The sequence below is a fragment of the Streptomyces sp. NPDC026538 genome (assembly GCF_055567535.1).
Window position 1 is genome coordinate 93,186 of record NZ_JBVHQG010000018.1, and the last position, 20,211, is coordinate 113,396.

The window sequence follows — 20,211 nt, forward strand, 5'->3', positions numbered from 1 at the left end:
CCTGGTCAGACCGCGAAACTCGGGAAAGGGTTGCACAACGCAGTGTGCCCACCGCGTGGGGCGATGGGCACACTGTGTAGTCGGACAGGTGGGGCGAACCCCGCTCACCAGCTATTTCAGCCGAAGATGCCGTACTGCTGGAAACCGGTACCGAGAGACTTCCTTGTGCCGAAGATCTCACTGGTCGCCTTGCCCGTGCCCGGGTAGAGGTACAGCGTGCCGCCGGTCGTACGGGCCAGCAGGTCGGCCTTGCCGTCGCCGGTCAGGTCGCCGACCGTGGCGAGGGTGTTGAAGCCGGTCCAGCCGGAGCGGACCTTCACCCGGGCCGAGAAGAGGCCGGTGCCGGACTTGCCGGTGCCCTTGTACAGGTAGAGGTCGCCGCCGCTGCTCTTGCGGGCCAGCAGGTCGGCCTTTCCGTCGCCGTTGAAGTCGCCGACGCCGCGCAGCTGGTTGTACTGGCTCCAGCCGCCGCCGATCCGGACGCGGGAGCCGAAGGTGCCGTCGCCCTTGCCCGGGTACAGCCACAGGACGCCGCCGGAGTCCTCGGAGAGCACGTCGGGCAGGTAGTCGCCGGTGAGGTCACCGGGGATGACCGTGGCCTTGCGGGTCTTCCAGTTGGTGAAGAGCTTCTTCGTGACCCAGGAGCCGCTGGTCTGGGCGCTGTTCAGCGCGAAGTGGTCCCAGTAGACGTCACCGGTGGAGGCCACCCGGTAGACCAGGTCCTGGAAGCCGTCCCGGTTGAGGTCGGCCTGCAGGATGAGGTTGACACCGCTCCAGTCGCCCCAGGACTGGCGGGCGGCCAGCGAGGTGCCCTTGGAGTCCAGCTCGTAGCCGACCTGGGACGACGACTTGCGGGCGAACAGGTCCGCCTTGCCGTCCGTGTAGCTCAGGTTGGTGTCGGCGATCTGCGCGTAGGCGGCACCGACGTAGGTGCTGACCTTCGTGAAGACGCCGTACGCGCCCTTGGCGACACAGTCCTCGACGCCCCAGGAGACCACGCCGACGATCCGGCCGCCGACGACCAGCGGGCCGCCGGAGTCGCCGTTGCAGGTGGTCGTCGTGCCGGTGTCGCTGCCGGTGGCGGGCGCGCCCGCGCAGACCATGTGGCCCTTGACGAAGTCGGTGCTGCCGTAGGCGGCGGTGCAGGTGGCGTCCGAGTCGATCGGCAGCGTGGCCGTCTTCAGCGTCTCGGAGATGTCCTGCGTGGTGGAGCTGGTCCGGCCCCAGCCGTAGACCTTGGCGGTCTTGGCGGGCGTGCCCGTGTACGACGCGGTGTCGGTGTTCGTCGTCATGCGGATCGGGGTCGCCTTGACGGGGGCCGCCAGGGTGAGCACCGCGATGTCGTTGTTGGGGGCGCCGTCGGCCGACACGGTGTACGACGGGTGGTTCCACTGGCGCAGGACGCCGGTGGCGGTGCCGCCGTGCAGGTTGGCGGTGCCGTCGGCGTTGCTCGTGGGCAGCGAGGCAGTGCCGGTGACGACCGCGGAGTCGGTGGTGCTCCACTTGTAGCCCTTGACGCAGTGCGCCGCGGTGAGGATCTTCGTGGGCGAGATGACCGAACCACCGCAGAAGAAGCCGACGTCGTCGCTGGTGCTGGTGGTGCCCTTGTCGTCGTAGTACCAGAGCTGCGCCATCCACGGCGCCGAGGTGATGGTGGTCGTACCGCCACCGATGATCTTCGGCGAGACCGAACCGCTCGAGGCGGCCGGCTTCTTCGTGGTCGTCGTCGCGCTGTCGGCGGTGATCGCACGCGCGATCCGCTTGTTCAGGACGGTCTGCGACGTCGTGCTGACGGCCGGCTTGACCGTGGGCGTCGGCTGGGTGGCCGCACTGGCGGAGGTCGAGATCAGCGCGGCGGCGGTGGCCGCGGCGACAGCGGCCGCGGCGACGGGCAGCGCGAACCGTATCCGACGTCTGTGGCGACCGCTCCCGGACGTGGGTGTACCCACCTAAGTCCCCCCTCGGGATCAGGATTTCGAGATTCGGTCAACTGACCGAAGGGCGAGATCCTACACCGAGGGGGAGAACGCCAGAAGCCGTCCCCCCAGGTGGGGGAACGGCTTCCGGTTAGGGCAGTCGTCAGTCGCCGTTGCCCGGCGTGGGCGTCGTCTTCTGAATCTGCATCAGGAACTCGGCGTTCGACTTCGTCTGCTTCATCTTGTCGAGCAGCAGCTCGACCGCCTGCTGCTGGTCGAGGGCGTGCAGCACCCGGCGCAGCTTCCAGACGATGGCGAGCTCGTCCGGAGCGAGCAGGATCTCTTCCTTACGGGTGCCGGACGCGTCGACGTCCACCGCCGGGAAGATGCGCTTGTCGGCGAGCTTCCGGTCGAGCTTGAGCTCCGCGTTGCCGGTGCCCTTGAACTCCTCGAAGATCACCTCGTCCATGCGGGACCCGGTGTCCACAAGGGCGGTGGCGAGGATCGTGAGAGACCCGCCGTCCTCGATGTTGCGGGCCGCACCGAAGAAGCGCTTCGGCGGGTACAGGGCGGTCGAGTCGACACCACCGGACAGGATGCGGCCGGAGGCCGGCGCGGCCAGGTTGTACGCACGGCCCAGACGCGTGATCGAGTCGAGCAGCACGACCACGTCGTGGCCCAGCTCGACGAGGCGCTTGGCGCGCTCGATGGCCAGCTCGGCGACCGTGGTGTGGTCCTCGGCCGGACGGTCGAAGGTCGAGGAGATGACCTCGCCCTTGACCGACCGCTGCATGTCGGTGACCTCTTCCGGACGCTCGTCGACCAGGACGACCATCAGGTGGCACTCGGGGTTGTTGTGGGTGATCGCGTTGGCGATCGCCTGCATGATCATGGTCTTGCCGGTCTTCGGCGGGGCCACGATCAGACCGCGCTGACCCTTACCGATCGGCGACACCAGGTCGATGATGCGGGTGGTCAGCACGCCCGGGTCGGTCTCCAGGCGGAGCCGGTCCTGCGGGTAGAGCGGGGTCAGCTTGTTGAACTCCGGGCGGCCACGGCCGTGTTCGGGCGCCATGCCGTTGACGGAGTCGAGGCGGACCAGCGCGTTGAACTTCTCGCGGCGCTCGCCCTCCTTCGGCTGCCGGACCGCGCCGGTGACGTGGTCGCCCTTGCGCAGGCCGTTCTTGCGGACCTGGGCGAGGGAGACGTACACGTCGTTCGGGCCCGGCAGGTAGCCGGAGGTCCGGATGAACGCGTAGTTGTCGAGGATGTCCAGGATGCCCGCGACGGGGATCAGGACGTCGTCGTCGGCCAGCTGCGGCTCGGCGCCACCGATCTCGTCGCGGCCCCGACGGCCCCGACGGTCCCGGTAGCGGCCTCGACGGCCACGGCGGCCGCCGTCGAAGTCGTCGTCGTCCTGCGGGCCGGCGTTGCGGTCCTGACGGCCACCGCCCTGCTGCTGCGGCTGCTGCTGCCGGTCCCGGTCCTGACGGTCCTGGCGGTCCCGGTCCTGACGGTCCTGACGGCCGCCCTGGCCACCGCCCTGCTGCTCGTCGCCCTTGCCGCGCCGGTCACGGTCCCGGCCGCGCTCACGGCGGTCACGGCGGCCGCGGCCGTCGCCGTCGGCGTCGCCCTGCGGCTGCGCGGCGGGCGTCTCGGCCTTCGGCTCGCTCTTCGCCTCGGCGACGACGGTCTCGGCGCCGCTCGCGGTGGGGCTGCCGGCCTCGGCGGTGGCCCGGCGACGGCGGCGCTCGGCCGGCGCGTCATCTCCGCCACGCTCGGCGTCGCCCGTGCGGGTGCCGCCGGCGGGCTGGCCGGGAATCTCGATCTGCTGCTGGGCCACGGCCTGCTCGGCGGGGGCCTCGGCGGCCTGCTCCGCCTTCTTCTCGGCGACCTCGTCGCCCGTACGGGCCTTGGAGGTGGCCCGGCGCTTCGGCTTGGCCTCTGTGGCGCTCTCGGTGGCCTTGGGGGCGGTGCCCCCACCGGCCTGCGCCTCCTTGATGACCTCGATCAGCTGGCTCTTGCGCATCCGCGCCGTGCCCCTGATACCGAGACCGGATGCGACCTGCTGAAGCTCGGCCAGCACCATGCCCTCAAGGCCGGTACCACGGCGCCGCCGGGAGCCGGCACCGGTGGCAGGCGCGGAGGCGTCCGTGGCGGGCGCGGCAGCGGTCTCCTCGACACGTGCGCCCATCAGATCGGTGGTGTCGCTCACGAAGGGTCCTTCCCTGGAGCGGACGTCGGCCTGTCTGGCTCGGCGACCGGTTGTGCTGTCCGGCTGCGGTCCTTGCTGTGTGGACCGGGCCGGGGCGGTGGTCCGCCAAAGCGGCGGAGAGAATTTCTGGTGACGGCGCTTCCTCAGCCGTGGCACCCGGTGTCACGTGGCGTGGTAGCACCAATTCCGGAGCGTGCCCAGCGGCCCGCTCAGTGTCCGCGTACGACGTACTGCCCAGGTACGACATACGAAACGCTGAGTGGCTTGGGAGACTCCCGGAAGAATGTCTGTCCCGGACGGGGACGTGAAGCACCTCGCCATGGTGGGGTCGGGTGCAGACTTGAGGTTAACACTACCGGATCCAACAAACATTCCCCCTCTCCAAATCCGGCAACCGTGCGCAGTCAAATGTCACTGGTGGGCGCGAGCGGCAGCACGCTCGCTCCCTGGACGTCGAGGTTCAGCCGGTTGGCGGCCCACTCCGAGCCGGCCAGGGCTTCGATCTTTTCGGCGCTCGCGGCGTCGGCCAGCGCCATGACGGTGGGTCCGGCGCCGGAGATCACGGCCGGGATCCCGTCCGCGCGCAGCCGCTCCACCAGCGCCGCGCTCTCGGGCATGGCGGGGGCGCGGTACTCCTGGTGCAGACGGTCCTCGGTGGCGGGCAGCAGCAGCTCGGGGCGCCTGGTGAGGGCCTCGACGAGCAGGGCGGCACGGCCGGCGTTGGCGGCGGCGTCGACGTGCGGCACGGTGCGCGGGAGCAGTCCGCGCGCGGTCTCCGTAAGGACCGGCTTCCCGGGCACGAAAACCACCGGAACGATGGAATCGGCGGGCTCCATCCTGATCGCCCGGGCAGCGCCGGACTCCATCCAGGAGAGCGTGAAGCCGCCCAGCAGACACGCCGCGACGTTGTCGGGGTGACCCTCGATCTCGGTGGCCAGTTCGAGGAGCGCGGCGTCGTCGAGCCTGGCCTCGCCGCCTATGGTCACGGCACGCGCGGCGACGATGCCGGCGCAGATGGCCGCGGAGGAGGAGCCCAGGCCGCGGCCGTGCGGGATGCGGTTGGCGCACACGATCTCCAGGCCGCGGGGCTGTCCGCCCAGCAGGTCGAAGGCGGTGCGCAGGGAGCGTACGAGGAGGTGGCTCTCGTCACGCGGCAGCGTCTCGCTGCCCTCACCCGCGATATCGATGTGCAGCCCGGAGTCGGCCACCCGTACGACGACATCGTCGTAGAGCCCCAGCGCGAGGCCCAGGGCATCGAAGCCCGGACCGAGGTTGGCGCTGGTGGCGGGGGTGCGCACCCGGACGGCGGCGGCGCGGAACGCTGGACCGGCCATCGCTCGATGACTCTCCTTGAGCTGCGTGATGGTCGAATGACACTCGATAGGTACCTGAGGGAACCTCGGGCCGCGGAGGCGGCACGGCACCGCGCCATATGCGCAGGCATATGCAGCGGGCGGGTTCGGTACAGCCTATCGAAGGAAGGTTCTGTGGCGACATAGGGCGCACAGGAGGCGCACGATGCGTGTCGTAAGCCCCTTGTGCCCCCTCCTTAGGGAGTCCCCTGTTCAGGACGCCTCAGTCCGTTCACCGGTTGCCCGGCCGGGGTTGGCCGGGCGTTGCCCGAGAAGCGCTCGTGCGGTTCTCGGGCAACGCTCCAGCGGTTCTCTAGGCGAGCCCGAGCCGCTCGGCCGCCGCGGCGGCGTCGACGGGCACGGTGACCGGCTGCGGGGCGCCGGCGACGGCCCAGTCCGGGTCCTTCAGGCCGTTGCCGGTGACGGTACAGACGATGCGCTGCCCCGGGTCGACCTTGCCCTGCTCGGCGGCCTTGAGCAGACCGGCGACGGAGGCGGCGGAGGCGGGCTCCACGAAGACACCCTCCTGCGCGGCCAACAGCCGGTAGGCGCGCAGGATTTCACGGTCCGTCACCTCGTCGATGAGGCCCTCGGACTCGTCCCGGGCGGCGAGCGCGAACTGCCAGGAGGCGGGGTTGCCGATCCGGATCGCGGTGGCGATGGTCGACGGGTCCTTGACGATCTCACCCCGCACGATGGGCGCGGAGCCGGAGGCCTGGAATCCCCACATCCGGGGGGTCCCCGCGGCGATCCCGTCCGCGGCGTACTCCTTGTAGCCCTTCCAGTACGCGGTGATGTTGCCCGCGTTGCCGACCGGCAGGACATGGATGTCGGGCGCGTCGCCGAGCATGTCCACGATCTCGAAGGCGGCCGTCTTCTGCCCCTCGATGCGTACCGGGTTCACCGAATTGACCAGCGCCACCGGGTAGTTCTCGCTCAGCTTGCGGGCGAGGGTGAGGCAGTCGTCGAAGTTGCCGTCGACCTGGAGGATCTTCGCGCCGTGCACGAGGGCCTGGCCCATCTTGCCGAGCGCGATCTTGCCCCGCGGCACGAGCACGGCCGAGACCATGCCGGCGCGCACGGCGTAGGCCGCGGCGGAGGCGGAGGTGTTGCCGGTGGAGGCGCAGATGACCGCCTGGGCACCCTCCTCCTTGGCCTTGGAGATGGCCATGGTCATACCGCGGTCCTTGAAGGACCCGGTGGGGTTGGCACCCTCCACCTTCAGGTGGACCTCGCACCCCGTGCGCTCGGAGAGCACCTGCGCGGGCACGAGGGGCGTGCCGCCCTCGCGGAGCGTCACGACCGGCGTGGTGTCGGAGACGGGCAGCCGGTCCCGGTACTCCTCGATGATTCCGCGCCACTGGTGGGTCATTGCTGGTTACTCTCCTTCAACCCGCATGATGCTGGCGACACCCCGCACGGTGTCGAGCTTGCGCAGCGCCTCGACGGTCCCGGACAGGGAGGCGTCGGAGGCCCGATGGGTGACGACGACGAGGGAGGCCTCGCCGTCCTTGCCCGTCTGCCGAACCGTATCGATGGAAACCCCGTGCTCGGCGAACACGGTGGCGACCTGGGCGAGAACACCCGGTTTGTCGGCGACGTCGAGGCTGATGTGGTAGCGCGTCACGACATCGCCCATCGGCGACACGGGCAGGGCGGCGTACGCCGACTCGCCGGGCCCCGTTGCCCCGCTGAGCCGGTTGCGGCACACGGCGACCAGGTCGCCGAGGACCGCGGAGGCGGTCGGGGCGCCGCCGGCGCCGGGACCGTAGAACATCAGCTGGCCGGCCGCGTCCGACTCCACGAAGACGGCGTTGTAGGCGCCGCGCACGGAGGCGAGCGGATGGGTCAGCGGAATCATCGCGGGGTGCACCCGGGCCGTCACCGATCCGCCGTCCTCGGCGCGCTCGCAGATGGCCAGCAGCTTGATGGTGCAGCCCATGTTCTTGGCGGAGGCGAAGTCCGAGGCGGTGACCTCCGTCATGCCCTCGCGGTAGACGTCGTCGAGGCGCACCCGCGAGTGGAAGGCGATCGCGGCGAGGATGGCGGCCTTGGCGGCGGCGTCGAAGCCCTCGACGTCGGCCGTGGGGTCGGCTTCCGCGTACCCGAGAGCGGTGGCCTCGTCGAGGGCCTCCTGATAACCGGCGCCCGTCGAGTCCATCTTGTCGAGGATGAAGTTGGTGGTCCCGTTGACGATCCCCAGCACCCGGTTGACCTTGTCGCCGGCGAGGGACTCGCGCAGCGGCCGGATCAGCGGGATGGCACCGGCGACGGCGGCCTCGTAGTAGAGGTCCTTGTCGTTCTGCTCGGCGACCGCGTGCAGGGCGGCACCGTCCTGGGCCAGCAGCGCCTTGTTGGCGGAGACCACGGAGGCGCCGTGCTCGAAGGCGGTGGTGATGAGCGTACGGGCGGGCTCGATGCCCCCGATGACCTCGACGACGACGTCGATGTCCCCCCGCTTGACCAGGGCGGTCGCGTCCGTGGTGACCAGGCTCGGGTCGATGCCCTCACGCACCTTGGAGGGCCGTCGTACGGCCACACCGGCCAGCTCGATCGGGGCACCGATGCGCTGCGCGAGGTCGTCGGCGTGCGTCGTCATGATGCGCGCCACCTCTGAGCCGACAACCCCACAGCCCAGCAGCGCCACCTTCAGCGGACGCGTACGCATCATCCGACCTCGTTTCCTCATACCGTCTACGGTTGGACCAGTCTCACTCACCGGACGGGAGTTTCTACCCTTCGTCCGGATCGTGAGACATCTATTTCATTTTGCGGCGGTGGCAGACCGGAGATCTTCCGCCTGCGCCATCCGGGGCTTCGGACACCATTCGAGAATGCCGTCCGATGTCGCCGAATGACCTCGAATGCCGTTGAAGTGCCGCCGAAATGCCGTCGCCATTCCGTCGGACGGGATCATCGGTCGGTCGCACGGGATCGTCAGTCCGTCGGACAGGATCGTCAGTCCGTCGCACGGGATCATCGTCCTGTCGAGCGGCACCGTCGTTCCGTCGAACCGGACCAAACACTCCGTCGGGCGGGACCATCGGATCCGAAGCGGTCCGGCGTCGTCGGACGCCGTGCGTTCCGCGGACGTCATCCGACACCGTGCACTCCGTGAAGGTCATCCGACACCGTGGACGCCGTTCACGTCACCCGACGTCGAGGCGCAGGAGGTCCTCCTCCGTCTCCCGGCGGACGATGACCCGGGACTCGCCGTCGCGCACCGCGACGACGGGCGGCCGGAGCACATGGTTGTAGTTGCTCGCCATGGACCGGCAGTAGGCGCCGGTGGCCGGTACGGCGATCAGGTCACCGGGTGCCAGGTCGCCCGGCAGGAACGCGTCCTTGACGACGATGTCCCCGCTCTCGCAGTGCTTGCCGACGACCCGGGCGAGCATCGGCTCGGCATCGCTCGTCCGCGACACGAGAGCGACGCTGTACTCGGCGTCGTACAACGCGGTCCGGATGTTGTCGGACATGCCGCCGTCGACGGAGACGTAGGTGCGCAGCCCGTGCAGGGGCTTGATGGTGCCGACCTCGTAGAGGGTGAAGGCGGTCGGCCCGACGATGGCCCGCCCCGGCTCGACGGAGATCCGCGGCGTCCGCAGCCGGGCGGCCTCGCACTCCCGCGTCACGATCTCGGTCAGCGCCTTGGCGATCTCGTGCGGCTCGCGCGGGTCGTCGTCACTCGTGTACGCGATCCCGAGCCCGCCGCCCAGGTCGATCTCGGGCAGCTCGACCCCGTGCTCGTCCCGGATGTCCTTGAGCAGCCCGACGACCCGGTGCGCGGCGACCTCGAAGCCGGACATGTCGAAGATCTGCGACCCGATGTGCGAGTGGATCCCGATGAGCTCCAGCCCGTCCAGCTGGAGCGCCCGCCGCACGGCCTCCGCGGCCTGTCCCCCGGCGAGCGGGATCCCGAACTTCTGGTCCTCGTGCGCGGTGGCGATGAACTCGTGCGTGTGTGCCTCGACGCCGACGGTGATACGGATCTGCACGCGCTGCCGCTTGCCGCGGGACTGGGCGATGTGGGCGACCCGCACGATCTCCTGGAAGGAGTCGAGCACGATCCGCCCGACGCCGGCCTCGACCGCCCGCTCGATCTCCTCCGTCGACTTGTTGTTGCCGTGGAAGGCGATCCGGTCGGCGGCCATGCCGGCGGAGAGGGCGGTGGCCAGCTCGCCGCCGGAGCACACGTCGAGATTGAGGCCCTCCTCGTGCAGCCAGCGCACGACGGCCCGCGACAGGAAGGCCTTCCCGGCGTAGAACACGTCGGCGTCCGGCCCGAAGGCGGTGCGCCAGGCGCGCGCCCGGGCCCGGAAGTCGTCCTCGTCGAGGACGTAGGCGGGCGTGCCGAACTCCTCGGCGAGGGTCTTCACGTCGACACCACCGACGGTGACGACCCCGTCGGCGTCTCGCGTGACGGTCTGGGCCCACACCTTGGAGTCGAGGGAGTTCAGGTCGGCGGGCGGAGCGGCGTAGTGGCCCTCGGGCAGGACATCGGCGTGCCGGGGCCCGGCGGGGTGTGCGGAACGGCTCATTGCTCTTCTGGCGCTCTCTTCAGAGGTGATCGGGTGCGTCGATACCGAGCAGGGACAGGCCGCCGGCCAGCACCGTCCCGGTGGCTTCGGCGAGGGCGAGCCGGGCACGGTGGGCGGCCGAGGGTTTCTCGTCGCCGCGGGGCAGCACGGTCGGCAGGAACGGCAGGGCGGCATCGGCGACGGTGACGAGATGCCGGGCGAGCCGGTCGGGAGCGCGGTGGGTGGCCGCGGCGGTGAGGATGCGGGGGTAGTCGGCGAGGGCGGTGACAAGGCCGGCGGGGAGGCGGGGGGTGCCGGGGACGCGGGGGGTGCCGGGAGCGTCCGGGGTGCCGGGAGTGTCCGGGGTGCGGCGCACGCCCGAGGCGCCGCGAACGCCTGAGGTGCCGGGGACGCCGGGGGTGCCGGCGACGCCAGGGGTGCCGGGGACGCCAGGGGCGCCAGGGATGTCACCGGGTTCGGCTTCGAAGCCGAGCCGTACGGCACCGCGGCCGACGGCTCGCGCCCGGGCGTGGGCGTACCGCACCCGGAAGAGCGGGTTGGACTCGCGCTGCACCAGGTGGTCGGCGGTGATCCGGGGCCGGTCGTGGGCGGCGGGATACAGCAGGGCCCACTGGGCGGCGTCGGGCCCGAGCGGGGCCGGGTCCTCGGGCGCCGGCACGGGCCGGAGACTGACGGGCTCGCCGTGACCGACCTCACCGCGCCCGCCCTGGGTCGCGACGATCCGTACGACGGCGTCGGCGACGACCTCGGCCCGGACGTCGTACGGCACCCGCAGCGCGACCACCTGCCCGGCGAGGGCGTCGCCGTGGCCGTAGCCGAGGCCGAGAGCGCGGATCTCGGCGACCAGGGTCGCCGTGGGGGACGCGGTTGGGCTGAGGCTGATGTTGAGGAACCCGGGCCCGGTGACGACGACGTCCTCGACGCCGGCGGCGCCCGCGAGATGGGGCACCAGGATCTCGGCGACCCGCATCGGGGACTGCCCGGCCGGGCGGGCGAGCTGCAGCGCGATGTTGGTGGCGTAGTCCCCACACCCACCGGGCCCCGGAGGCGTGACCACGGCCCGCTCCGGCACGCTCACGCTCAGCTCCCCCTCGTCAACAGCACGACGCACCGCGCGCAGCACGGTACGGGAGAGCTCGACGGGGGTCACGGGACAAGCCTAGGGGAGGAGGGGGCAGGGCAGGCGCCCCGGTTTGAGGGGGTCCGGCATGTGGACGACGACAGCCCGGCGGGCGCGACGCGGCAGAGGGCTACGGACCCACGGCCGAAAAGGGAAACCGTAGATAGACAGGCAGGCAGGCAGGTCCACGGCCACACGGGATTGATGCGGTCCGCAGAGTCGGTCACTGACTACACGTCGGTCGCCGACTACACGTCAGTCACCGACTACACATCAGTCACCGACTGCACGGCCGCGGCCGCTACGGGCAGACGGGATTGCCCCCGGCCCGCTCCCCGGAGAACTCGACCTCGCCGGCCTCGCCGCCGTCTCCCCCGCGTTCCCGCTCCTCCGACTTCTCAGGCCGTCGCCGCCGCTCCACCAACTCCCTGACGAGCCGAACGAGTTCGGAGGGCTCGAAGGGCTTGGCGAGGAAGGCGTCGACGCCAACGTCGAGGCCGGTCTCGACCTCGTACTGGGTACAGGCACTGACGATGGCGAGGGGAAGGTCGTGGGTGCGGGGGTCGGCACGGAGCAGAGCGGCGGTCCGCAGACCGTCGAGCCGGGGCATGACGACGTCGAGGGTGATCACATCGGGCCGCACCTGATGAACGACATCCAGACACTCGGCACCATCGGCCGCGGTCACGACCTCGAGACCCTCCAGTTCGAGATTGACCCTGATCAGCTGCCGGATGACCTTGTTGTCGTCCACAACAAGCACCCGGCCCGACGCCCCTGGCACAACTCGAGAGTAGGTCCGGACCGGCCACCGCGTCCGGGTTTTCCCGACTTCCACCCCGTGCGAGGGAGCGACCCCGGGAAACCCGTTCCTGATCACCCCGAGCAAGCTGGTAGTGTTCTACCCGTCGCCGCGAGCAACAGCTCAACGCCAGACGCCCCCGTAGCTCAGGGGATAGAGCAACGGCCTCCGGAGCCGTGTGCGCAGGTTCGAATCCTGCCGGGGGCACTCGCCTAGGAACAGCAGAAATCAAACGCTGACCAGGGCGGATGCCGAACGAAGAGGGCGGGAGTCAGTCTCACTGACTCCCGCCCTTTCTCATTGTCTCTCAGTGTCCACGCACCATCTGCGATACGCGCGACACACCACGTGTGGACGCCACGCGGCGGCGGAAGGATGCGGACATGCCCCAGCCGAAGAGCTTCACTGCGTGGTTGAAGACCCATGCCAAACAAGACAACGCCATTGGCGATCTCGCCCGGGAAGTCTCGCGCGATCCTGACTGGCCGGCGCGTCGGGGCCTGCCGGGACAGCGCACCTACCTTGAAGAGCGCGGCGCCGTTCGGGCAGCCATAGAGACACTCGAACGCGCCTGGGCTGAGTACGACCAGTACAAAGCCGCCCAAGAAGAATGACGATGTCCCGACCCCTCACGGCCAGCGCCAAGGCGGCAAGGGGTCGCCGGATTGCTGGCCGTGGGTTGGACCTGCGACAACCCAGGTCGCGTTGTTCGGGGTCACGTCGGTTCAGAAACTGGAGAGCCTGTCCTTCCGGCGTGGCCCTGGTCTCACCACCGGTCGTTGATCTCCCACCAACCGGGGGACATCGAGGGCAGGGGCCCCGGGGGTTTCAATGCCCGGCCCTGCCGAGCCCGACGTACGGCATCCTGCTCGGCGAGCCGCTTGGCTATGCGCTGCCTGGCCTCGCTTGCCTCTTTACGTGCCTCTGCGAAGTACTCGTCAGACTCGCGGGGCCCTCGTAATAAGCGAACGCATGGCCGGCAGTAGACACCCTCTGCATACGGTGTCCGCCGCGCTTCATTCTTGCATCCTCGACCTGTGCACCTTGGCATGTTCCCCCCTGCCCGTGTGGCCCGCACGATACGGGAGTTGCCCCCGCTGCTCTAGCCCCTGTGCTGGTTGCGAAAATTGGGTCTGCTGCACGATTGGGTGACATCTGAACTGGCTTGCCCTGTGGGGCGGGTGGGAAGGATGTCGCTGTGCCCAAGCCTTATCCCGAAGAGTTCCGCCAGGACGTCGTGCGGGTTGCGAGGAATCGCGGGCCGGGTGTGACGGTCGAGCAGGTGGCCACCGACTTCGGAGTCCATCCGATGACGTTGTGGAAGTGGATGCGTCGCGCGGACATCGACGACGGGAACAAGCCCGGAACGACCAGCCAGGAGAGCGCAGAGCTTCGGGAAGCGCGTCGGCGGATCAAGCTGCTGGAGCAGGAGAACGAGGTCCTGCGCCGGGCCGCGGCCTACCTGCCGCAGGCACATCTTCCGGGAAAAGGATCTACCCGCTCGTGAAGGAGCTGGCCGGGGACGGGGTGCCCGTCACGGTTGCGTGCCGGGTGCTGAAGCTCGCCAGACAGCCCTACTACCGGTGGTTGGACCAGCCGGTGACCGATGCCGTGCTGGAGGAGGCGTATCGCGCGAACGCGCTGTTCGACGCGCACCGTGACGACCCGGAGTTCGGCTACCGCTTCCTGACCGACGAAGCGCGCGGCGCCGGCGCCGTTGATGGCGGACCGGACTGCCTGGCGGATCTGCCGGGACAACCGCTGGTGGAGCGTGTTCGGCAAGAAGCGCGGCAGGGGCAAGAAGGCCGGCCCGCCGGTCCACGACGACCTGGTGTGCCGTGACTTCACCGCGACCTGTGCGAACCGGCTGTGGCTCGCCGACATCACCGAGCACGCCACTGGCGAAGGCAAGCTCTACCTCTGTGCGATCAAGGACGCCTTCAGCAACAGGATCGTGGGCTACTCCATCGATGCGCGGATGAAGTCCCGCCTGGCCGTGGCCGCCGTGGACAATGCCGTGGCCCGGCGTGGAGACGTCGACGGGTGCATTCTGCACAGCGATCGCGGATCGCAGTTCCGCTCCCGGAAGTTCGTCCGGGCGCTCGACCGCCACCGGATGGCCGGATCGATAGGGAGGGTCGGAGCTGCCGGCGACAACGCGGCCATGGAGTCCTTCTTCAGCCTGCTGCAGAAGAACGTCCTCGACCGCCGTGTCTGGGCCACCCGCGAAGAACTCCGGATCGCGATCGTGACCTGGATCGAGCGGACCTACCACCGACGCCGCAGACAAGCCTCACTCGGCCGGCTGACCCCCATCGAATTCGAGACCGTCATGACCACGCCGGCCCTCCAGGCCGCGTGACCGAACCTATCACCCGAATCTGCATCAGACCCGACGCAGTCGCCCAGGAAGCTGCCGAAATCGGGAGTGAGATGGCGAGTGAACTGGCCGCCGCAGAACCGACGTATCCGGAGGAAGGAGATACAGCGACTCCGGAAACCCCGAGTGGAGAACCGCTCCAGATCACGCGACCACAATATTCAGGCACCGATTTTTCCGACCTGTTTGAGCTTGCGGAGACAGAGACAACTGCTGCGGTTATGGCCGCGTGGCGGGAGGTAGAGAGGGCTCTGAAGGCTGCCGCTGCAAAGCACGGGGTTGCGCGGGTGTCTTCGCAGGCTCTCTCTGATATCGGCCTGCTCTCTGACGAACTCGCCAGATCGGTTGAAGACCTGCGCAGCCTACGGGATCGAGTCGTCCATGAGGGCGATATCGTCCTAACGAGGAGTGGCGCACGGTCCTACATCACTGCCGCGCAGCGAATCGTACAGGCATTGGAGCTGTCTCAAGATCCAAGGTTCCGGGCGCTCCAGTACGAGCGTTCTGTCATTCACGCCTTGAGGCGCGCAGGTTTGCCTGCCGAACCAGGATACCGGGACGACGAATTCGACGCTTACGGGCAGACTCCCGCCGGAACCACAATTGCACTGGAGGTGCGATTTCGTCGTCGAGGGGCATTGCAGATGCGCGATATCGAGCAAGTGGTTTCCAAGCTTCCGTCCCTTACCGAGAACGTCCTCTTGGTGACCAATGCGCCGCTCTCTGACAAAGTGCGCGAGTTCAACCGAACCTACGACGCCCGACCGCGCTGCGAGATCGTGCAGTGGCAGGGTGATGAGGACACACCTTGGCTGGCTCGGGCTGTTGGGCGCCTGGCCAGCTGATCCGAGCTCTGTCATCAGGATGGCTGTACCACCCCGGGGTGGTACAGCCCGTCGGCGAAGCCGACCTCTCAATGGAAGTAGGAGCCGGAGGCGACCTCCGATCTGCTCTGCCTGTCCTGCGGCCTTCGCGACACACCTCCGACATACTCTGCTTGGTTTCCCACCCCTCGTGTATCTCCGCCGCAGGTCAGAGGCCGCACAGGGGCACCATCAAACAATCACTCCGGAGTCATGTGGGCAGGTTCGGATCCTGCCGGGGTCACTCGCCAAGGAACAGCAGAAGTCAAGCGCTGATCAGGGCAGATACCAACAGAGAGCGGGGTCAATCCCACTGAGCGTTCTAGGGGTTGTATGCCAACTCCCTCCCAGATCAACCGCCCGTCTGGAATGCTGGGTTGAGCTGAACGGTGCCATCGCCGAGGGGGACGGCCATGGAGTGGACGATGTCCATCACATACGGTGCGATGGGCGGCCTCGTCGTGGAGATCGTGGTCTTCTACGGCCGGATCGCAGCGTGGCAGACAGCCCGCCACCGCGCTCTGGAGAGGAACAAGCAGCGAGCCCAGTTGCCGCGGCTCGACAAGTACATCGATCCCCCGTCCGATGTACTGGCTGCCCTCACTCGCCTGTCGCTCGGTGCCGGTGCCGGGTGGATTTTCTCCCCCCAGCTGACAGGCGCACTGGCCACGGTCGCCGTGGGAGCCTCTGCCCCAGCGTTGCTGCGTCAGCTCGGCAGCGCGCGTACCTTGCAGGCAGTGATCGGCAGTACTCATTCCGGCCACGAACCGATTGAGACTGACGACCCCAGTGTCGGCGTATTGCCAGGCGGGGCGGAGGTGATCGAGTCGTGAGCAGGCTCGCACGGCGGTACTGGACGTCGCTGACGGATGCCGATGTCGACTCCCTGGATCAGCTCATCGAGCGAGGCCGACAGCGGGACGGAGCATTGTGGCGGAGGTATCTGGCTTCTCTGCTCGATGTACCGGCGACCGGCGAAGCCCTCAAAGCCTCTGGCGAAGCGGTCAAGGAGATGAAGCAGGCCGAAAGAGATCCACCGACGTCAAGGGTTTCGCACGTCTTTGAGGCGACTGTCAATGTCGGCACGACTCCGCCCGCGCGCAGCCTTCGGCGACGCTCCATCGGCTTCGCACTCGCGGCTCTGCTCGTCATAGCCACAGCATTCGGCGCCTCGCGGTTGCTGTCGGCTCCGAGATGGATAGTCACCCCCGCTGCCACCCCGTCAGCTCCGCCTGTTACGGGAAGGGCAGTCACACCGATCCCCGCCGGCTATCACACGGTGAGGGACCCGGTCGGCTACACGGTCGCCATCCCTCTGGGTTGGACTCGCAGTCAAAAGCAGGGCGTCACAACTTCCGTGGTTTACTACAAATCGCCCGCCGGCAGCCGCCAACTGCAAATCTTCGGCCTCAGTGAAAGCACCCCGGCCGAGTCTTTGGACCTTGCTGAGAACGACTCGGGCCACGGCTACGCCCAGCAACCCGGCTACCAGGCTCTCGACCGCGCTTCGGGCGACACCTGGTCAGAACTCAGTTACCGCTACGACGACGCGGACAAGGGGCCCAGCCAAGTCATCGACCACCGCTTCACGGCGCGGGACGGCAGACTCTACGCGATTCGCGCCAGCGGACCTGGTAGCCCTACCTCAGCCCTAATCCGTGACCTGCTCAACACAGCCATTGCGACGTTCTGCCCAGAGGGGTCGTCCTGCTCATAGGTTGCAGTTCCGAGGTGGGTCCTTTGAATGGCCTAGCTGCACAGCTGTCAATGCCAAACGTGCAAGGGTCGTCATAACGACGTCCGACACAGTCCACGTAGGTCGTGATCGCAAACCGAGCCCGCCGCAGGTCAGAACGTTGTGAAGGGTGATCTGCGCATTCACTCCGGAGCCGCGCGCAGGCTCGAAGCTCCCTGCCCAACTCTGGAAAGGGGCCATGTCTTCAAGGGGACCCCTCGGCCGTTTGCTTGGTTGGCTCAGGCGTTGGGGCGCTTGCCGTGATTGGCCTTCTTCTTCTTACGGCCGCGCCGCTTGTTCCCTCGCTTAGCCATGGTGCACATCTCCCTAAAACAGGACTTTCCGTACCTTTGTCAGTCTAGATTCGGCCCGGGGTGTCCGCATCAGCGGTGCCGCGGCCGCAGAGCCTATACCGGCGCTCGGCCGCCCCAAAGCGATCACTGGCTTCTGTCGAATGCGCGTCGTAGCCGCCCAGAGCTATCGATTACAACGCGGGCAACCGATGGTCAGAGCTCGGCTCGGACCATCAAGCGCCTTCTAAGCGTCTGTCCGGACGGAGACGTAGACCTCCGGCGCTGGTCCTTGGCTGCAACACCCCGGGCTGCAACACCCCGGGGTGTTACAGCCCGTCGGCGTAAGCCGACCTCTCAATGGGCGCAGGAGCCGGAGGCGACTTCCGACCTCGCACTTTCTGCGATACAGGAAGGCACCACACACCTTCCGGGATCAAGGAAACTGCTGGTCAGAGGCCATTCTCAAGCCGAACACTGATTGTGCTCCGGAGCCGTGTGCGCAGGTTCGAATCCTGCCGGGGGCACCTTGGATTAGGTGCCCAAAGACCCCGTCACCAGCGGAAACGCTGAGGCCGGGGTCTTCTTGCATGTGCAGGCGCATGCGGCCCGAAGCGGCCGTATGTCGGGGTCCGTGGACGAGGCGTGGACGGGATCTTGGAGCATTCCCGCAGCTGACGACACGCATCGAAGCCCAGCAGCCGTACTCCTCGTTATCGTCGTCCCGGTATTGGATGGCGCCAAGGGCGGGGAGCCTGAGCGTTACTCGGAGCTGTCGTGCCGTCTTCGACCGCCGCCGGCGGGCAGATGATCGGACGAGGTGGGGGGATCTCGTGGACGTGACCACGCTTGCAGTCGCGCTCATCGGCGTCGGAGGAACGCTGGGCGGAACTCTGGGTGGGGCATTGCTCAGCCAGCGCGTCACCCGGGAGCAGAACCAGCGTGCCGATCGTGAGCGGGCAGAGGACCGCCACGACCGAGCACAGGAAGCCAGACGGGATCTCTACGCCCGTCTGAACACCACGGCTCGCGCTTACCGGGTCGCTGCGCGAGACGCAGTCCGAGCGGCTGAGCGCGGTGAAAGCGTCGAACCAGCAGTCCTCGACGCTGCGAAGGAAGCCTGGTCAGAGCAATATTCCTTGGCGCAGATGGCCCTGCCGAAAGATGTCCACCAGATCGCGTCGACCCTTAACCGGGCGCTCGGAGTCGGGTACTCAGTCGTCAAGTTGCCGAGCAGCCCTGACCCAGTCGGGTCGTACAACCGGGCCAAAGACTGGTTCAGCGGCCCCTTGTCCAACGGGGTGTATCTGCTGCGGGTCACCTTGCGCCATGACCTCGGCGTCGAGGTCGAGCCCGACTTGGAGCGGACGCGTGCGCAGATGCTCGCTGTGCTCGACAGCGAGCGAAGGAGCCTTGAGCGCCTGCTTGCCTCCGAACAGGCCCAGGCCACCAGGCCTGCTTGACAGACCGGGTAAACGACGAGACCCCTGGCCATCACGCCAGGGACCTCGGGCACGGTCAGGTGTTGTCACTAGATATTCAGATCTTTCGTGTCGCCGTCGGCGGGACCTGGTTCCAAGCCTGGCGATGGCGAGCAACGCTGTACACCTGTTCGACCTGGCGGGCCGTCAGCACCCCTGATAGGGGCGCCAGTGCCGACACCTCACGCTCCTGGTACACGCGCACGCTGAGCTGCGTTGCGACCACCTTCAGATCAGTCACGCCGACGAAGACGAGCACCGGCTCCACCGGTACAGAAAAGCCGCAGTAGTGCTCAAACACTCGGGTTACTCGCTTGGCTTCCGCCCGGCTCTTGCGCGCATAGGGCGCCGGTTTTCCGTAATCGACCTTCACGGAGTCGTCGCCTACCCATACGGCCTTTTTGTGGTGGTGCTTTGTATTGATGCTGAACACCCCGCCGGGCCCGATCAGCAAGTGATCGACATCCACGTTGTTGGCCAGGGGAATGGAGTGCAGGACCCGCCAGCCGTGGCGCGCCAAGCGGTTCAGCTCTGCCCCCCCACTCTCTTCTCCCCCGCCAGTCCGAGCAATGCTCAGAACCTGTGGATCAGTCCGGGGAGGACGTACCTTCCCGGGTGATTGATCGATTGGTCACCGAGCAAGACCGGTGTTCGCAGCACCGGCCGGGAAGGTACGTCCGTGCTCACCGTAATCACCAAGGACGGCTCCACGCACGACGGGTCGTCGCTGATCGACGAGATCGTTCGGGAAGGCGCAAGAAGGATGCTGGCCGCCGCGCTGAAGGCCGAAGTCAACTCCTACATAGCCGAGTTGGGTGACCAGCGTGACGAGAACGGTCGGCGACTCGTGGTCCGTAACGGCTGCCACCAGCCCAGGAAAGTCACCACCGCGGCCGGCGTCGTCGAGGTGGAAGCGCCCCGGGTGAACGACAAGCGCGTCATGAGGCCACGGGCGAGCGCAAGCGGTTCTCCTCGGCGATCCTGCCACCGTGGTGCCGCAAGTCGCCGAAGATCAGCGAGGTGCTGCCACTGCTCTACCTGCACGGCCTGTCCTCCGGAGACTTCGTGCCCGCCCTGGAGCACTTCCTGGGCAGCTCGGCCGGGCTCTCCCCGGCCACGGTCACCCGGCTCACGCAGCAGTGGCAGGCCGATCACGCCGCGTTCATGGAACGCGACCTCGCCCAGGTCGACTACGTGTACGTGTGGGCCGACGGCATCCACCTCAACGTCCGCCTGGAGGAGGCCAGAGCCTGCGTCTGACAGGACGAGCTGCTGGCGTTCCAACTTCCCGGCCGGGCACTGGATCCACCTGCGGACCCCACACCCCGTCGAGTCGACGTTCTCGACCGTCCGGCTGCGGACCAAGGTCACCCGCGGCGCCGGCTCCCGCACCGCCGCCCTCGCCATGGTCTTCAAGCTCGTCGAGTCCGCCCAGCAGCGGTGGCGGGCGGTGAACGCACCCCACCTCGTCGCCCTCGTCCGTGCCGGAGCCCGCTTCGAACGCGGCCAACTCGTC

General features: G+C 68.1%; 16 protein-coding genes, 1 tRNA gene and 2 pseudogenes. 8 read left to right on the forward strand and 11 right to left on the reverse strand.

Features of this window, described 5'->3' with window-relative positions; genetic code table 11:
- Nucleotides 1-116 precede the first annotated feature (116 nt).
- From ACZ4N4_RS43975 to ACZ4N4_RS44015, 9 genes are all read right to left on the reverse strand, one after another.
- Nucleotides 117-1,949 (reverse strand): trypsin-like serine protease, encoded by a 1,833-nt coding sequence (locus ACZ4N4_RS43975; RefSeq protein ID WP_467599841.1) that lies wholly within the window; start codon nucleotides 1,947-1,949, stop codon nucleotides 117-119.
- 130 nt (nucleotides 1,950-2,079) lie between these two features.
- A complete protein-coding gene (gene rho, locus ACZ4N4_RS43980; RefSeq protein WP_467599844.1) occupies nucleotides 2,080-4,131 on the reverse strand; it encodes a transcription termination factor Rho in 2,052 nt (683 codons plus the stop codon).
- Nucleotides 4,132-4,535: 404 nt separating this feature from the next.
- On the reverse strand, nucleotides 4,536-5,465 hold the full coding sequence (gene thrB / locus ACZ4N4_RS43985; RefSeq protein WP_467599847.1) for a homoserine kinase: 930 nt from the start codon (nucleotides 5,463-5,465) through the stop codon (nucleotides 4,536-4,538).
- Nucleotides 5,466-5,796: 331 nt separating this feature from the next.
- A complete protein-coding gene (gene thrC, locus ACZ4N4_RS43990) occupies nucleotides 5,797-6,855 on the reverse strand; it encodes a threonine synthase (RefSeq protein WP_453577633.1) in 1,059 nt (352 codons plus the stop codon).
- Between the two features lie 6 nt (nucleotides 6,856-6,861).
- Nucleotides 6,862-8,154 carry a homoserine dehydrogenase gene (locus tag ACZ4N4_RS43995; protein ID WP_453577636.1) on the reverse strand — a complete coding sequence of 431 codons (1,293 nt, stop codon included), beginning with the start codon at nucleotides 8,152-8,154 and terminating at the stop codon, nucleotides 6,862-6,864.
- Nucleotides 8,155-8,247: 93 nt separating this feature from the next.
- Nucleotides 8,248-8,505, reverse strand: coding sequence for a hypothetical protein (locus ACZ4N4_RS44000; RefSeq protein ID WP_467599850.1), 258 nt, complete (start codon nucleotides 8,503-8,505; stop codon nucleotides 8,248-8,250).
- Between the two features lie 127 nt (nucleotides 8,506-8,632).
- On the reverse strand, nucleotides 8,633-10,024 hold the full coding sequence (gene lysA / locus ACZ4N4_RS44005) for a diaminopimelate decarboxylase (protein ID WP_467599853.1): 1,392 nt from the start codon (nucleotides 10,022-10,024) through the stop codon (nucleotides 8,633-8,635).
- A gap of 19 nt (nucleotides 10,025-10,043) precedes the next feature.
- Nucleotides 10,044-11,174, reverse strand: coding sequence for an ArgS-related anticodon-binding protein NrtL (gene nrtL / locus ACZ4N4_RS44010; RefSeq protein WP_467599856.1), 1,131 nt, complete (start codon nucleotides 11,172-11,174; stop codon nucleotides 10,044-10,046).
- Between the two features lie 271 nt (nucleotides 11,175-11,445).
- Nucleotides 11,446-12,021 carry a response regulator gene (locus tag ACZ4N4_RS44015; protein ID WP_467599889.1) on the reverse strand — a complete coding sequence of 192 codons (576 nt, stop codon included), beginning with the start codon at nucleotides 12,019-12,021 and terminating at the stop codon, nucleotides 11,446-11,448.
- 60 nt (nucleotides 12,022-12,081) lie between these two features.
- On the opposite strand from ACZ4N4_RS44015, the gene ACZ4N4_RS44020 reads away from it, so the two are divergent.
- The 6 genes and pseudogenes from ACZ4N4_RS44020 (at nucleotide 12,082) to ACZ4N4_RS44045 (ending at nucleotide 16,906) form a co-directional block, all read left to right on the forward strand.
- A tRNA-Arg gene (locus tag ACZ4N4_RS44020) sits at nucleotides 12,082-12,153 on the forward strand.
- Between the two features lie 176 nt (nucleotides 12,154-12,329).
- On the forward strand, nucleotides 12,330-12,560 hold the full coding sequence (locus ACZ4N4_RS44025) for a YozE family protein (RefSeq protein ID WP_467599859.1): 231 nt from the start codon (nucleotides 12,330-12,332) through the stop codon (nucleotides 12,558-12,560).
- Between the two features lie 584 nt (nucleotides 12,561-13,144).
- Nucleotides 13,145-14,308, forward strand: a pseudogene (locus tag ACZ4N4_RS44030) (IS3 family transposase).
- Between the two features lie 71 nt (nucleotides 14,309-14,379).
- The gene (locus ACZ4N4_RS44035; protein ID WP_467599862.1) at nucleotides 14,380-15,171 is read left to right on the forward strand and encodes a hypothetical protein; all 792 of its coding nucleotides are present in this window, start codon (nucleotides 14,380-14,382) and stop codon (nucleotides 15,169-15,171) included.
- A 443-nt stretch (nucleotides 15,172-15,614) separates the two neighbouring features.
- Nucleotides 15,615-16,022: a hypothetical protein gene (locus tag ACZ4N4_RS44040; RefSeq protein WP_467599865.1), complete on the forward strand. Its 408-nt coding sequence runs from the start codon at nucleotides 15,615-15,617 to the stop codon at nucleotides 16,020-16,022.
- On the forward strand, nucleotides 16,019-16,906 hold the full coding sequence (locus tag ACZ4N4_RS44045; RefSeq protein ID WP_467599868.1) for a hypothetical protein: 888 nt from the start codon (nucleotides 16,019-16,021) through the stop codon (nucleotides 16,904-16,906). The genes ACZ4N4_RS44040 and ACZ4N4_RS44045 overlap by 4 nt, the downstream gene beginning before the upstream one ends.
- A 257-nt stretch (nucleotides 16,907-17,163) precedes the next feature.
- Here ACZ4N4_RS44045 and ACZ4N4_RS44050 read toward each other — a convergent pair whose 3' ends face one another.
- Nucleotides 17,164-17,238: a 50S ribosomal protein bL37 gene (locus ACZ4N4_RS44050; protein WP_099504217.1), complete on the reverse strand. Its 75-nt coding sequence runs from the start codon at nucleotides 17,236-17,238 to the stop codon at nucleotides 17,164-17,166.
- Nucleotides 17,239-18,047: 809 nt separating this feature from the next.
- On the opposite strand from ACZ4N4_RS44050, the gene ACZ4N4_RS44055 reads away from it, so the two are divergent.
- Nucleotides 18,048-18,677, forward strand: coding sequence for a hypothetical protein (locus tag ACZ4N4_RS44055; RefSeq protein ID WP_467599871.1), 630 nt, complete (start codon nucleotides 18,048-18,050; stop codon nucleotides 18,675-18,677).
- 76 nt (nucleotides 18,678-18,753) lie between these two features.
- Here the strand turns inward: ACZ4N4_RS44055 and ACZ4N4_RS44060 are convergent, their stop codons facing one another.
- Complete coding sequence (locus tag ACZ4N4_RS44060; RefSeq protein WP_467599874.1) at nucleotides 18,754-19,215, reverse strand: nuclease-related domain-containing protein; 462 nt, start codon at nucleotides 19,213-19,215, stop codon at nucleotides 18,754-18,756.
- Between the two features lie 159 nt (nucleotides 19,216-19,374).
- Between ACZ4N4_RS44060 and ACZ4N4_RS44065 the strand changes: the two are divergent.
- A pseudogene (locus ACZ4N4_RS44065) lies at nucleotides 19,375-20,211 on the forward strand (transposase); the annotation flags it as partial.